Annotated in this window: 10 protein-coding genes; 9 read left to right on the top strand and 1 reads right to left on the bottom strand. The window is 43.2% G+C overall.

Annotation, left to right across the window (positions count from 1 at the left end; translation table 11 throughout):
- Window positions 1-6 precede the first annotated feature (6 nt).
- The 9 genes from SIO70_RS26155 to SIO70_RS26195 all read left to right on the top strand — a co-directional run bounded on the left by SIO70_RS26155 (window position 7) and on the right by SIO70_RS26195 (window position 14,824).
- Window positions 7-1,905, top strand: coding sequence for a RagB/SusD family nutrient uptake outer membrane protein (locus tag SIO70_RS26155; protein ID WP_320575766.1), 1,899 nt, complete (start codon window positions 7-9; stop codon window positions 1,903-1,905).
- A gap of 11 nt (window positions 1,906-1,916) precedes the next feature.
- Window positions 1,917-3,140, top strand: a complete 1,224-nt coding sequence (locus tag SIO70_RS26160; protein WP_320575768.1) for a DUF4959 domain-containing protein — start codon at window positions 1,917-1,919, stop codon at window positions 3,138-3,140.
- Between the two features lie 18 nt (window positions 3,141-3,158).
- Window positions 3,159-4,355, top strand: a complete 1,197-nt coding sequence (locus SIO70_RS26165; RefSeq protein ID WP_320575770.1) for a DUF4998 domain-containing protein — start codon at window positions 3,159-3,161, stop codon at window positions 4,353-4,355.
- A 347-nt stretch (window positions 4,356-4,702) separates the two neighbouring features.
- Window positions 4,703-7,207, top strand: a complete 2,505-nt coding sequence (locus tag SIO70_RS26170) for a glycoside hydrolase family 95 protein (protein WP_320575772.1) — start codon at window positions 4,703-4,705, stop codon at window positions 7,205-7,207.
- A 3-nt stretch (window positions 7,208-7,210) separates the two neighbouring features.
- Window positions 7,211-8,431: an enolase C-terminal domain-like protein gene (locus SIO70_RS26175; protein WP_320575774.1), complete on the top strand. Its 1,221-nt coding sequence runs from the start codon at window positions 7,211-7,213 to the stop codon at window positions 8,429-8,431.
- A 256-nt stretch (window positions 8,432-8,687) separates the two neighbouring features.
- Window positions 8,688-10,250 carry a sodium:solute symporter gene (locus SIO70_RS26180; RefSeq protein WP_320575776.1) on the top strand — a complete coding sequence of 521 codons (1,563 nt, stop codon included), beginning with the start codon at window positions 8,688-8,690 and terminating at the stop codon, window positions 10,248-10,250.
- Window positions 10,251-10,256: 6 nt separating this feature from the next.
- Window positions 10,257-11,036 carry an SDR family oxidoreductase gene (locus tag SIO70_RS26185; protein WP_320575778.1) on the top strand — a complete coding sequence of 260 codons (780 nt, stop codon included), beginning with the start codon at window positions 10,257-10,259 and terminating at the stop codon, window positions 11,034-11,036.
- Window positions 11,037-11,038: 2 nt separating this feature from the next.
- The gene (locus SIO70_RS26190) at window positions 11,039-12,889 is read left to right on the top strand and encodes a hypothetical protein (RefSeq protein ID WP_320575780.1); all 1,851 of its coding nucleotides are present in this window, start codon (window positions 11,039-11,041) and stop codon (window positions 12,887-12,889) included.
- 111 nt (window positions 12,890-13,000) lie between these two features.
- Window positions 13,001-14,824 (top strand): amidohydrolase, encoded by a 1,824-nt coding sequence (locus SIO70_RS26195; protein WP_320575782.1) that lies wholly within the window; start codon window positions 13,001-13,003, stop codon window positions 14,822-14,824.
- Window positions 14,825-15,092: 268 nt separating this feature from the next.
- Here the strand turns inward: SIO70_RS26195 and bla are convergent, their stop codons facing one another.
- Window positions 15,093-15,950, bottom strand: a complete 858-nt coding sequence (gene bla, locus SIO70_RS26200) for a subclass B3 metallo-beta-lactamase (RefSeq protein WP_320575784.1) — start codon at window positions 15,948-15,950, stop codon at window positions 15,093-15,095.
- Window positions 15,951-16,053: the final 103 nt, after the last annotated feature.

Consider the following 16,053-nt stretch of genomic DNA (forward strand, 5'->3'; position numbering starts at 1 on the left):
ATTCAGATGAAAACGATCTTAACATTATTTATAGTCCTTATTCTTTTTTCATCCTGCAGGAAATACCTTGATGTCATACCTGATGATGTCGCTACATTGGAAAGTGCATTTGCCAATGCCAATGAAACACAGGCTTACCTCTTTGGGTGCTATGCCACCTTGCAGAACCTGGCCGACGTGCGTCGTAATCCGGGTTTTACCACATCGGGCGAAGTGATATTCCCCTATCCGTTACAGGACCAGACCACACTGGGTGGTGCAGGTGGCGATGCAGGATTCAGCATAATCCGTGGTTTACAAAACAGCGCTAACCCCTTGCTGAACTATTGGGATGGTTATAACATGGGGTTGAATATGTGGCAGGCCATCAGGAAGTGTAATATCTTTTTGGAGAATGTACATATCCCTCCTGATTTGCCGGACTACCAGCGTAAAAGATGGACTGCAGAAGCGAAGTTTTTAAAAGCATATTTTCATTACTGGCTGATCAGGATGTATGGTCCTATTCCTATTGTGGATGTGAACCTGCCTGTGAATGCATCTATTGATGAAGTAAGGATTAAACAACAGCCTCTTGACTCCTGCTTTAATTATGTGGTGAGATTATTAGACGAAGCGATTCCTGACCTGCCACCGGTGATACAGAATCTGGCAGCGGAACAGGGACGCATCAGCGCTACTATTGCACTGGCGGTGAAAGCGGAAGTGCTGGTTACGCAGGCGAGTCCTTTGTTCAACGGTAATCCTGATTATTCAGGTATGAAAAATCATGATGGAGTATTATTGTTCCCGGCAACATATGATGAAAGCAAATGGCAGCGTGCCTTGCAGGCATGTAAGGAGGCGCTTGATAATGTAGGTAGTGCAGCGCTTTACCAGTTAAGATTAAGTGGTGGTATTGTACATATGTCTGATACAACCCGTCGTCTGCTTACCATACAAGGTGCTTTTGTAGACAGCTGGAATGCAGAACAGATCTGGACGCTGAATCCGCAGTTTGGCTGGCAGTATATGGCTTCTCCGCGTGTGACTACAGATGCGGCTTCTAATGTATTTGCAGTTTATTCTAATTTCTCTGTACCTATTGCAGAATCAGAAATATTTTATTCTAATCATGGGGTGCCTATTAATGAAGATAGGACCTTCGACTATAACAACCGTTATAAATTACAGGCAGGAGATGATGCGCATGCGTACTACATCAAAAAAGGTTACACCAGTGCCAAAGGTAACTTTAACAGGGAGCCAAGGTATTATGCAGATGTAGCTTTTGATGGCAGTGTATGGTTTGGCTCTGGTAACCTGGATGATAATAATCCCAATTATATCAATGCGGTAAATGGTCCGGCAGCACCACCTGATCAGCTGCGTTATAATGCTACCGGATATTGGGCAAAGAAGCTGGTACCTTATCAGACGACTTTCGGGCAGTCAAGCATCCAGCAGGGTTATTCATGGCCTTTTATACAATTGACCGGACTCTGGTTGCTGTATGCGGAATGTTTGAATGAAGTGAACGGACCTGGTGCCGAAGTGTATGCATGGATAGACAAAGTGAGAGCTAAGGCAGGTCTTGATGGGGTTGTAGCCAGCTGGTCACAGTATTCAATCAATCCAAATAAATATAGCTCTAAGGATGGATTACGTGATATTATTCATCAGGAAAGAAGAATTGAAACGGCGTTCGAAGGGCAGGCAGGATGGGATCTGAGGAGGTGGAAGGAATTACAGCATGTACTGAGCACACCTGTACAGGGATGGAATGTATTTAACAGGACAACAGATGGTTATTACCAGTTAAAGTTGGTGCAGCAGACCTCCTTTAGTATCAGGAATTACCTGTATCCTATACAGGATTATGATCTGCTCACCAATCCGAATCTTGTACAAACCCTTTACTGGTAAAAATTTCACGTATGAAAAAACTCCTTTTTTTATTACTGATCGTTTCATGCAAAAAGCTGGATGGCTATAACGATGTTGTATCTACCGATATGACCAAGCCGGGTGTGGTGACGAATGTAAATGTGATCAACTTCAATGGTGGTGCATATATCACCTATACATTGCCTAATTCATCAAATATCCTGTATGTACAGGCAGAATATAAAATCAATGATGAAACAACCAGGCAGACCAAGTCTTCTTACTATTCTGATAGTATTACAGTAAGTGGTTTTGCAGCCAGTAAAGAGTATGAAGTCGTATTGCATACAGTGAGCCGTGCACAGGTGGTGTCTGATCCGGTGACGGTAAAAGTCCATCCGGATACGCCTCCTTATTTACTGGCACGACCTACAGTGGTGATGCAGCCAGACTTTGGCGGAGTGAGTATTACCTGTGAGAATAAGGCGAAAGCAAATTTGGGAATTATCACCATTGCACCAGATAAAACGAAGAAATACCAGATCATTTCGCAGAACTATACCGACGAAGATTCCATTTCGTATAGTCTGCATGGATTCGATACGATTCCACAGCAATTTGGCGTATACGTTACCGACCAATGGGGGAATATTTCAGATACCTTATTCTCAACTATCACACCTGTATTTGAAGCGCAGATGGATAAGTCGCTCTTCCGTAGCTATTCATTGGGTACAGATGCAAAGACAGGGTTTGGATGGGTGATAGAGAACCTTTGGAACAATTCAACAGGGTCTCCCGGTTATCATACAGAGCAACCGATACAGCCGTTGGTATGGCCGGCCGTGATCACATTCGACATGGGGCAGGCGGCGCGGTTGAGCAGATATACTATCTGGAACAGAGGTATTGATGGCAGTGGTACGTGGTTATGGCAGGCAGGTGCGCCACAGACATGGGTGCTTTGGGGAAGAGCCGATACACCTGTAGACGAAACGATGCCAGATGCGGACCACCTCCCTCCTGTTGGCGGTACGACACCTAATGGATGGATTAACCTGGGATTCTATAATGCGCCAGCCAAACCATCCGGGTTACCCAACCCGCAATATACGAATGCGGATCTTGCTTTTTGGAATAATGGGTTCAGTTATAATTTTTCACTGAGCTTGCCGAAGGTAAGGTACATCCGTTTTGAATGTGTATCCAATATGGCACAGACGAATACATTTTTTAACATGACTGAACTCACATTCTGGGGTGATCCCAGGTAATCTATAAAACGGCATACAATGAGATATCTACTGGTATGCGTGCTACTGTTGGTGGCATGCAGCAAAAAACCGACAGACTACCGTGAGTTTTTGAATGGTACAGAACTGGTATACCCGGGTAAAGTGTCTAATGCACAGGCGTTACCGGGTGATGGACGGTTGCAGTTAATATGGCAGCCTAGTCCGGATCAGAGCATTGTAAAGTACAATGTATATTGGAATAATGGCACTGATTCTATGACCATCAATTCCACCACACATAATACTTCGGATACGGTACGTTGTACGATAGCTGGGCTGGCGGAATATGTGTATACATTTATTGTGTACTCTTATGATGCGCAGGGAAACAGGTCTGTGGCTACGGAGATTAACAATGCGAGGGTATATGGTACAGTTTATAAATCGACATTACATAATAGATTACCGGAGGCAGATCCTTATATGATTAATGATGATAACACGGTGACATTGCGGTTTGTGACACCTGATACAATCAATATTACGACGGCTTTAAAGTATACAAATCAGAATGGAGAGGTGGCAACTGTATGGGTTTCACCTTTGGAAGATTCATTGAAACTGACCGATTATAAATTTGGTACGCCGATCGTGTATCAATCTTCTTATATTCCGGTTATGGGCGCATTGGATACATTTTATACTTCCCGTTATGATACCTTTCCCAGTATACTGCGACTGGTACAGTGTGATAAGAGTTTATTCCAGGAGCATGATCTGTGGGGGGATATGGGGATCTATCAATCGGATACGCGGGTGAGTAAATTGTGGGATGGATCTGTAGGACCGCAGGATTATCCGAATATATATCATAGTGATGGGAATGGGTCGTTGCCGAGGGTGTTGAGTTTTGATATGGGGATGGCGTATAATAACCTGAGTATAATAGAGGAAACAGGTAGAGGGTGTTGTAATAATCCCGATCAGTTTGAGGTATGGGGGATTGATGATCTAACGGATGCAGTGCCTGAGTTGAATTCGGATGATGCGGGGTGGAAGGCGGCGATGCAAAGTAAGGGATGGACTTTGTTGAAGGAAGTGGCGAGAACGGATAATGGGAATGCAGCGTTTAAGGTTAATTTGATGGATAATCCGCCGCCGGTAAGGTATATCAGGATCAGGGTAACGCATTGTGCGAATGGATCGACGAATTATGTGAACCTTTCAGAGATTACTTTTTGGAATAGAGAATAGATGGGGAAAGGTTATTATAGGATTGAATCCTATCGCTATTGGTGGATAAACTAACATAAATTGATGAGGTATATATTAATGGCCATTATAGAATTGATTCCTTTGGTTATAGGCTGATAAACTAAAATAAATTAATGAAGTATATACTAATGGCCATTATAGAATTGATTCCTTTGGTTATAGGCTGATAAACTAAAATAAATTAATGAAGTATATACTAATGGCCATTATAGAATTGATTCCTTTGGTTATAGGCTGATAAACTAAAATAAATTAATGAAGTATATATTAATGGCCATTATAGAATTGATTCCTTTGGTTATTGGCTGATAAACTAAAATAAATTAATGAAGTATATATTAACAATAATATTTGGAATAATTCCCGCTGTGATCTGTGGTCAAACTTTGCGATATGACAGACCAGCTCAGGTATGGGAGGAGACGTTACCGCTCGGGAATGGACGATTGGGGATGATGCCTGATGGGGATGTAAGGATGGAGAAGATTGTGTTGAACGATATAACACTGTGGTCGGGTGCGCCGCAGGATGCGAATAATTATGAAGCTTATAAGCAGCTACCGGTTATCAGGCAATTGCTTCGGGAAGGGAAGAATGATGAGGCACAGGCATTGATGGATAAACACTTTATTTGTACAGGGAAAGGTTCGGGTAGTGTGCCTTTTGGGTGTTATCAGACGATGGGGGAATTGCAGATAGCGTTTGATAATGGTCCGGTGGGATCACATGTTTTTGAGGCGCCGGGAGGATATGAGCGAAAACTTTCCTTAAATGATGCGATCGCCAGTTGTGAGTATAAAGCTGGGGGTGTCACTTATCATAGAGAGTACTTTACCAGCTTTGATGATGATGTTAGCATTATTCGTTTGACGGCAGATATGCCGGAGAAGCTTACGTGTCGTGTTACAATGAGTCGGGCAGAGAGAGGGGTTACGCGAATTGAGGATAGTACTTTGGTGCTATCAGGCCAATTGGATAATGGTATAGATGGGCAAGGGATGCGGTATAAGGCAGTAGTAAAAGCGCGATTAAAGGGAGGTGTGCTGACGACTGATGATCATGCGCTGGTGATTAAGAATGCTACAGAGATTATTCTGTATGTTTCTGCTGGTACGGATTATAAGGATGAAAGGTATGTAGAAAGAATAAATAAAGTGTTGAAAACTGCCATTGCAAAACCGTATGGTATAGAAAGAAAGCAGCATATCAGGAAGTATAGAAGATTGTTTAATAGGGTACAGATTGATCTTGAGAGTGCAGATGAGGCAACTGATAAGAAACTGGCTGCTACAATAGATAAAGGCTTACCCGCAAAAACGGAGAAAGGCTTGACAACTAAAACCGAAAGAAAACTGGCTGCTACAAAAGATAAAGATTCGCCTGCAACAACGGAAAAGGATTCGCCTGCAACAACAGACAAAGGTTTGCCCGCAAAAACGGAGAAAGGCTTGACAACTACAACCGACAAAAGATTAGCTGCATTTTATAATCATCCTACAGAGGATAACGAACTACCCGTAATGTTTTATCAATTTGGTCGTTACTTATCCATCTGTAGTACAAGGCCCGGTTTATTACCCCCCAATTTACAGGGCTTATGGGCCAATCAAATACAAACACCATGGAATGGCGACTATCACCTGGATATAAATGTGCAGATGAATCACTGGCCGCTGGAAGTATCCAATCTATCAGAACTGAACTTACCGCTGGCAGAGCTGGTGCGCGGGCTTGTCGCCCCTGGTGCCCGCACAGCAAAGGCTTATTACAACGCACCAGGTTGGGTAGCTCATGTAATCACTAATATATGGGGTTTTACAGAACCTGGTGAAAGTGCTTCCTGGGGTGCTACCAAGTCAGGTTCCGGTTGGTTGTGTAACAACCTGTGGGAGCATTATGCTTTTACAAATGACACACATTATCTGAAAGACATTTATCCAATTTTAAAAGGCGCTGCAGCGTTTTATAATAGTCTGTTAATAAAAGATGATAAAACAGGATGGCTCGTCATGTCTCCTTCCTCCTCTCCTGAAAATGCGTTTTATCTTCCGAATGGCAATCATGCCAGTATTTGTATAGGAGCGACAATCGATAACCAGATTGTACGGGATCTGTTTAATAATGTGATCAATGCTTCAAAGGCATTGGGTTTGGATGCTGCATTCAGCAATGAACTGTTGGCCAAAATAAAACAACTCCCTCCTGCAGGGGTTATTTCAAAAGATGGCCGGATCATGGAATGGTTAGAAGATTATAAAGAAACAGATCCGCAACACAGGCATATATCGCATTTGTGGGGATTGTATCCTGCCTCGCTGATCACAGCAGAAACAACCCCTGATCTGGCAGCTGCGGCAAAGAAAACTTTGGAAGTAAGAGGTGATGATGGGCCAAGCTGGACGATTGCCTATAAACTATTATTCTGGGCGAGGTTACAGGATGGTAACAGGGCATTTAAACTATTGAAGGAAATACTGAAGCCTACTGTAAGAACAGATATTAATTATGGTGCAGGTGGAGGTGTCTATCAGAATATGTTATCTGCAGGTCCGCCGTTTCAGATTGATGGCAACTTTGGCGCTACGGCTGGTATTGCTGAAATGTTGTTGCAAAGTCATGCAGGGATGATTAATTTTTTACCGGCTATTCCGGATCATTGGAAAGCGGGAGGATCTGTCAAAGGATTGAAGGCAAGAGGGAATTTTACGGTAGATTTTGCATGGAAAAACGGGGAGGTGATTAGTTATCGTGTTACAGCGCCCCGTGCGGGTCAAAAGGTTAAAATAAAAATTAACGGAGAGATCAGGGAGATCATAGCCAGCAAAAAATAATTCATGATACAACAGACATTGACAAAAGACGTACGCTATCCACTCGGACATGGAGCTGGCAGTGATGCTATACATCGTGACCCTGTTTATTCTTACGCCGTTACTTTATTAAAAGATGACAGCGGCCATACAGGTACAGGATTGGCATTTACATTGGGAGAAGGCAATGACCTGGTTTGCAAGGCAGCCGATTTTTATGCATCCCGATTAAAAGGCAGAGATATTGAAGACGTAATGGCGAACTTCGGAGAAATATTTCGCGGGTTATCTAATGAACAACAGTTTCGCTGGCTGGGCCCACATAAGGGTGTTGTTCATTTGGGCCTTGCTTCTGTGACCAATGCCTGTTATGATCTGTGGGCCAAAAAACGAGGTGTTCCTCTATGGAAATTATTGATCGATCTTTCTCCCGAAGCAATAGTAAATACACTGGACCTCTCCTATATTGAAGATGAATTAACTGCAAAGCAGGCGATTGCATTGATCACAGCCAACAGAGATCTGACACGCGAAAAGATCACGGCTACTGGTTATCCAGGTTATGACACCTCTATCGGCTGGTTCAACTACCCGGATGCACAAATAAAGGAAAATGCGAAAAAAGCCGTTGCAGAAGGATTTAGCGCCATGAAACTCAAAGTTGGATCTGCGGATGCAGAGCGGGATATCCGACGGGCAAATCTTATCAGAGAAGTGACGGGCGATGATGTAAAGATCATGCTGGATGCAAACCAGCAATGGACCTTGCCACAGGCACTGAATATATGCGGAAGGTTACAACAAATGCGCCCTTACTGGATAGAAGAACCTACACATCCTGATGATGTGATCGCACATCAACAACTCGCTAAAGCCATTGCTCCTACAAAACTGGCAGGAGGAGAACATGTACCAAATCGGGTAATTTTTAAAAACTATTTACAGGCTAAATGCTTAGGGTTTTTACAGGTGGATGCGGTGAGAGTAGGTGGTGTAAGTGAGTTTATTACAGTGAGCCTGTTAAGCCGGAAGTATGGTATTCCGGTAGTACCGCATGTGGGTGATATGGGGCAACTACATCAGCATCTGGTGCTATTCAATCATATTTCACTGGGGCATGAGGCGCTGTTTTTGGAACATATTCCGCACCTGCAACAACATTTTACACACCCGGTACAAATAAGGGAAGGATACTATCTTACACCACAGGAGCCTGGTAGCAGTTGTGATCTTAAACAGATATAGTCATTCTGACCACCGCAGAGATTGTAGCCACCAGCTGTGAACTAAACAAATTGCATGGATACCGTTATTATTCTGACCACCGCAGGGATTGTAGCCACAAGCTGTGAACTAAACAAATTGTATGAATACCGTTACTATTCTGACTACCGCAGAAATTGTAGCCACAAGCTGTGACCTAAACAAATTGTATGAATACCGTTATTATTCTGACCACCGCAGGAATTATAGCCACCAGCTGTGACCTTAAACAAATTGTATGATCATCGTCGTTATTCTATACATCGTAGCCATCGTAACAATCGGCCTATGGGCCGGTCTAAAAAAAGACAAAGACCCAAAGGACTACTTCCTCGCAGGCAAAACCCTGCGCTGGCCAATGATCGGCCTCGCATTATTTGCCACAAACATATCCTGTCTTCATTTGGTGAGTCTGGCGCAAAGTGGCTATGACGATGGGTTACTAAGTGGCAACTTTGAATGGATGGCAGCATTTACCTTAATACTGCTGGCACTATTTTTTGCTCCATTTTATATCCTTAGCGGGATCAGTACACTACCCGATTTTTTGGAAAAACGTTATAACCGTGCATGCAGGGACTGGCTCACGTTGATCTCTATCATATCTGCCATCACTATCCACATTGCGTTTTCCCTGCTCACAGGTGGTATCGTACTGGAAACCTTGTTTGGTATCAACATGTACACCAGCGTAACGGTGATTGCCTGCATTACCGCCGTCTATACCATTATCGGTGGCCTGAGAGCTGTCGTGGTCACAGAGAGTATTCAGACAGTAGTACTGGTATCAGGTGCAGTGATCATTACCATCGCCTGTTTTCAAAAAATGGGCGGATGGCATGCTATGACGGATGTACTACAGGAACATGGACAGCTGGATAAGTTGTCTATGCTGCGGAGTGGCGGAAACCTGCCCTGGTATGGGGTGTTTCTTGGCTACCCGGTGATTGGTATATGGTACTGGTGTGCGGATCAAACCATCGTGCAGCGCATATTGGGAGCAAAAAATGAATCCCATGCAAGACTCGGCCCATTGTTTTGTGGCTTTATCAAAATACTGCCTGTTTTTATTTTTATTCTGCCCGGGTTATTTGCCAGCACATTGGCACAGAAAGGTTTGCTGATTGCACCTGCAGATAGCAAAGGTATTTACACAGTGATGATCACACAACTGGTACCTTCAGGATTGGCTGGTATTATTGTCGCTGCATTATTATCCGGGTTGATGAGCCAGGTATCAGGGGCACTGAATTCTATATCTACGCTGGTGAGTTTTGATCTGTACAAAAGATTTAAACCATCCGCAAGCGATCAGCAATTGGTGAGAATGGGGCGTATATCGGCAGGCATTGCTCTATTATTATCCATTTGTATGCTTCCCCTACTCAATAGCTATAATAGCATTTTCAATGGGGTAAATGATATTATTTCGCATATCGCCCCTCCTATTACCTGTGTATTTTTGCTGGGCATCTTCTGGTCAAGGGCTTCTGCCAGGGCGGCACAGCTTACACTACTGATAGGATCTTTGCTGGGAGCCTTTGTTTATACAATTAATAAATTCTACCCGGCTACTTCATTTGCACAAATTCCATTTATGATGATGGCGTTTTACCTGTTCATCATCTGTTGTATTATACAGGTTTCATTTTCTTTTGTATATCCTATGCAGCATACCGCTGTAAGTGCCACATTATACTGGAAATCGCCATTAGAACCGTTGAAGGATAAAGGCAGTTATAAAATCTTATCTGTCCTGTTATTACTGGTAATGGCGATCCTATATTCAATCTTTAAATAACGAGACATGCAACTTTTGACCGGTAAAATAATTTTGCTAACAGGAGGATCCACAGGTATCGGATTTGAATGTGCATTAAAATACGCGGAAGCAGGTGCTGTAGTCGTATTGGTATCGAACGATGCTACTACACTGACCACCGCTATCAATACCCTGGGTGATAAACATTACAATATCTATGCAGATATTTCACAGACGGCTGATGTACAACAGATGATTGCTCTGACATTGGAGAAATATGGCAGGATCGATGTGATCCATAACAATGCCGCGATTGCTCACCCCTCCAAACCATTGCATGAAACGGCGGAAAAAGAATGGGATGACCTGATGAACATTAACCTGAAGAGTATTTTCTTAACTACACGATATGGTATTGATGCATTAAAAAACAGTAAGGGATGCATTATCAATACGAGTAGCCTGGTAGGTGAAATAGGACAGGAAAATCACGCTGCCTATACTGCGACAAAAGGAGCTGTGAATGCACTTACAAAGTCTATGGCGCTGGATTATGCACCTTATCAAATTCGTGTAAATGCGGTGGCACCTGCTGGTGTATGGACACCCATGTTACGCGAATGGGGTAAGTACCAGAACAATGGCCAGGGAATTGACGCATATATGAATGCGATTCATCCGCTGGGCTATTGTCCTGAGGGCGATGTGATTGCGGATGCGTGTGTATTTCTGGCTTCAGAAAAAGCCAGGTTTATTACAGGTCATGTCATGCATGTAAGCGGTGGTGCAGAATTAGGTTACAGGGCGCTTAAATACCAGGATTAATCATGAAGTACATTATTACATTTTTTCTCCTTTTGCAATTTGCAGCTCATGCCCAGTTAAACATACCCTTTGGAAAGAATAATAAAATCGTTTACAACCTGGAAGCAGGCACATATACAGTGATCCTGGATGGACAGTCCACTTTTGAAAATGTGTATGCGATAGCGCAAGATATTGATTCCCGCACAGCCGTAAAACGCGGGTATGTAATAAAAAAATCCGGCACAGCTACTGTGTATACTGTCAACAGTGGTCCGCTGCAGCAATTGTTTTATACTTATCCGGGCAAAGATTACTGTATTATTGCTATACAGATAGCAGGCATGGCATGTAACTACCTGTCTCCCTTGAACACTCCCAAAATCAATACTTCCGGCCGCATGCTGAATGTTCCTTTTGACAATGATATGTGGTTCAGATATGATGCCCCGTCCATTGAGCAGGCCGACTTTACAGGCAGTGAAGTCACAGCGATTTATAATGAGCATAGTGGAATTGTGATTGGATCTCTGGAACAGGACGTATGGAAAACGGGGATTCAGGTACATAACAATGCGTTGAAAGTATTTTGTGGGTATACTGATTCTCTTCGTACCCACGACCAGAAAGCCCATGGTTCTGTACACCCTGTAGATGGTTATTGCCATTCAGCACCGATATTTATCGGGTATAATAAAGACTGGCGAAATGCCATGGAGACTTATGCTGCTGCGAATAAAACTCCTCGTTACGTAGCCGCATGGAAAGCCGCTACACCTATATGCTGGAATAGCTGGGGAGTGATGCAGACGAAAATAGATTTTGCCAAAGCGAAAGGTGTGGTTGATTTCTTCCATGATTCCTGCACAGGGTACCGTACTGCTGACAATACCCTATACATTGACCTTGACTCTTACTGGGATAATATGACGCCCGAGCAGTTAAAAATGTTCGCTTCATATTGCAGGGAGAAAGGCTTTAAACCGGGCATTTACTGGGCACCTTTTGTGGACTGGGGAAAATATGACCGGCAGGTAGAAGGCAGTACTTACCGTTACAAAGACACCTGGACAACGCAGGATGGAAAGTATGCAGATACAGACGGCGGTCGCGCTATGGACCCCACGCATCCTGCAACCCGGCAGCGGATCATTCATTTTATGCAGCTATTTAAAGATATGGGATATGAAATGGTGAAGATAGATTTTCTATCACATGGGGCGATTGAAGGAGATCATTTTTATGATACTGGTGTAACTACAGGTATGCAGGCTTTCCGCAAAGGGATGGAACTGATTGATAGTATGGCGGGGAAGCATATATTGTTGTACGCAGCTATTTCTCCCAACATTGCTACCTTCCCTTATGTACATATGCGAAGGATAGCATGTGATGCCTTCAACTCAATAGCGCATACGGAATATACATTGAACAGTACAGCTTATGGCTGGTGGCAATCGAAGATGTATCCTTATATGGATGCAGATCATGTAGTGTTTAAAGATGCATCTTTCAATGCGAATAAAGCCCGTTTAGCATCGGCACTGGTGACAGGCTCCCTTGTAACCGGTGATGATTATGCTGCTGATGGGCCCTGGAAGAAAGTTGCATTACGACTATTACAGGACAAAGAATTGCTGGCTATTACAAAAAACGGGAAGAGTTTCCGCCCGGTAGATGGGAACAATGTGTTTATAAAGGATAATAAATATATAGCCTTATTTAACTACGGCCCTCAGAACCAGGTGTATCGTGTGCCGGTATTGAAAGGCGGCACTTTTAAGGAGTTATTCAGTAAAAGAACGATTCCCGTAGGTGATACACTTACTGTAAAGGTGGAAGGTGGCAGTGCTGTAATATACTTTAAACAATAATAAAGGTTTGTTGTTATATTCCATGTGCTTTTGCAGAAAATAACCAAACCCTCAGATCATATGGAACACCACCACCATGAATGCACTCATTGTGCATGCAGCAATCCCGTTTTGAAACTCCTAAAGGATGAGCTCTTTACCCCTGAAAATTTCGAACAGCTCCCTCAACAAAGGATCACTGAAAGAAAAGAGCAAACTGAACCTTTCATGGTCACTGGCGGAACAATACGTCCCATGGTCAACGGAGCTGTTGACACAGTAGAAGCCATTGGTTTCGCAAATGGCGTTGTAGTAGCGACAGGTTCCGAGGCAGAAGTAACGGCCTTTATGCAGGCAAACTTTCCCGGCTATACTACCAGAGAGTTGGAAAAAGGTAACACCTTACTGCCCGGTCTGATAGAACCCCATATCCACCTTGTACCCACGGCGATGTTAATGGGCTGGACAGATCTGGGCGCATTTGACGGACAGGTGTTGAAAGCGGATTATAACATAAAGTCAGTAGGCACTATTATCGCGAAGGAAGCAAAGAGATTAAGTAACATAGACAAGACTCTTTGGTTCCTGGGTGCAAACCTTGATCCGGCATTGATGCCATTGTTAAATAACAATACAGAGTTATTAACAATAGACATCGACCTGTTAGACAGTATTACCACAGATGCTCCTGTATGTATCATCAGTGCATCTATGCACACCTTGTATGTAAATACGCCAGCGCTTACTTTAATCTGGAATTTCCCGGACAACCTGGAATTATTGAAGGAATATCATTCATTCAACGAATACAAAAGTAAAACAAGGGGCCAGTTGCAGGAAGCAGCGCAAATGAATCCTGCATTAAAAGCAATTCCCCTGATTCAGAAAGCAGACTTCTTCCTGAAGTCATTTATTTACTTAAAACAAATCTTTGAGACCGCCAATTCCAGGGGTGTCACCTTTATGCATGATGCAGGAATGACAGGTGGTCAAAAATCTATACTGGATGCTTATTTAAAAGTATTTGCACCGACAGTTCACATTGGTGCGGCTACGGTTTGTGACACATTAGAGGATGCGCAAAATTTAGGCACATTCAATATTCCCGGTGAGTACACAGACATTTACTATAGTCATGTGAAGGTGATCTCTGACGGTTCAAACCAGGGATTGACAGGCTATCAGTCTGACCCTTATTTATGTAAGCCGGCCAACAACTATGGCGTGTATAATTTTGCAGACAAATATGATGAAAAGCCGATAAATCCGCCACTATATTTCAGAGATCTGATGGGATATATTATCAAGGATAAAAAATGGCCTGTTATGATCCATGCAAATGGTGACCGTGCTGTCAATTTCGCTATTGAGGCATTTAAGGAATTTGTTCTTGATCCATCCGCAGGTGTACGACACAGGATAGAACATTGCTCGTTGACCACTCAGGAGAATCTTGAAGACATGAAAAATCTGCAGGTGTCTCCGAGTTTCCTGATTGGCCACGTAGGCTATTGGGGATATGCTTTTAAGAATGCGATCTTCGGAGAAAAATCAAATATGCTGGATCTTTGTAAGAGTGCACTGCAGCAAGGCATGCGGATCACACTGCATAGTGATAACTCGGTAAGTCCGCTGGGGCCATTGAGAATGATGGAACAGTCTGTCACGCGGATAATGGAGGCTGATCCTGCAGCTGGTGTGCTAAATGTGGCGGAAAATATTTCTCGTGAACAGGCATTGAAAGCGATCACCTATGATGCAGCATGGCAGTGTTATGCAGAGCAGTGGACAGGGTCCCTGAAGGTGGGTAATTTTGCAGACTTTGTAGTATTACAACAGGATCCGCTGACGATGAAAAACCCATTTATGAATATGCGGAATATTGAAGTGATAGAAACATGGGTAGCGGGCTTAAAGGTGTATAGTAAAGTGGTTGAAGAAGTGAGTATGGCGTAATATTTAAAAGAGGGGGGATTATGAATAAATGAACTACAAATTCGCAGTATAAGGTGATACATAATGTAAGGTGTTATCGAAATAAGAAGACGATTCTTACAGGGTATTTGTACAGCCGGAAGGATAGTGTGGATGTGGATATTACGATTTCTGATCAGTGGGATTCAACAAATGTAGAAATACCGTTTTAACAAAGCGGATCTACCAGGTATCTGATAAAAAAGAGTGTGTATCTTATTATGATACACGCTCTTTTTATCCCTGCACCTTATTTCAATTTTTCCAGGTACTGCTCCTCGCAATATTTAAGTTCCTCGTCGTATCCTTTTCTATCTATGAAAGCGGAAGGATTATAACCGCTGCCGGGCTTATGCTTACCTTGCAGGTCAAACTGACCGGCATGTGAGGCGACCCAGATGTCGAATTGTAAGTTCTTCATCGCATTTAAAGTATACGCGTAATCTTTGGCCATATCCGGGTAACTGGAGATGGCTGAAAATTTGTTGTCGATGATAACAGTGGGGATGTTAGCGATAAGGACCTTATAAGAACGTGTAGCATCTTTTACATCGAACAGGAAACTACAGGATCCTTTTGTATGACCGGGGTGGTGCAACATGACTAGTTTCATACCTCCCAGCTCGATCGTATCTCCATTCTGTAAGATACGATCCACCTTTACAGGCGCGAAAAGGCTGACACTACCCCCTTGTAAATAATCAGAATACCCACCGTCAGCCACTACCGGGGCATCTGCGGCATCAATCATCAATCTGGCACCGGTAGATTTCTTTATGGCGGCCATGGCGCCCATATGGTCATAATGGGCCTGTGTATTTAAAAGGATCTTCGTGTCGGACAGTTTGAATCCCAGCGATTCAATATTTGCTTTGATCATTGGGGCTGAGGCAGCCAGACCGGTGTTAATCAATATATTACCCCGGGGGGTTACAATCAGGTAACAGGCCAGGTCGTAGGTGCCTACATAATAAAGGTTCCCGGCAATCTGAAAGGGTTCGTAAGGTTTACTCCACTCAGGATTGTTATGGGTTGGAGGTTCGGCTACTTTCTGAGCAGTGGCAGAGAAAGTGACTAATAATAAGGGGATCAAAATCAGGTGTCTCATTTCAAACATATAATTCAATATAGGATTAAATAACTGCGTGAATATACTCAGTAATATCTGTCATTTACTCATTACTTGTTACTCATCCCATTAATCATATCAT

The organism is Chitinophaga sancti (assembly GCF_034087045.1).
GTDB classification, from domain to species: domain Bacteria; phylum Bacteroidota; class Bacteroidia; order Chitinophagales; family Chitinophagaceae; genus Chitinophaga; species Chitinophaga sancti_B.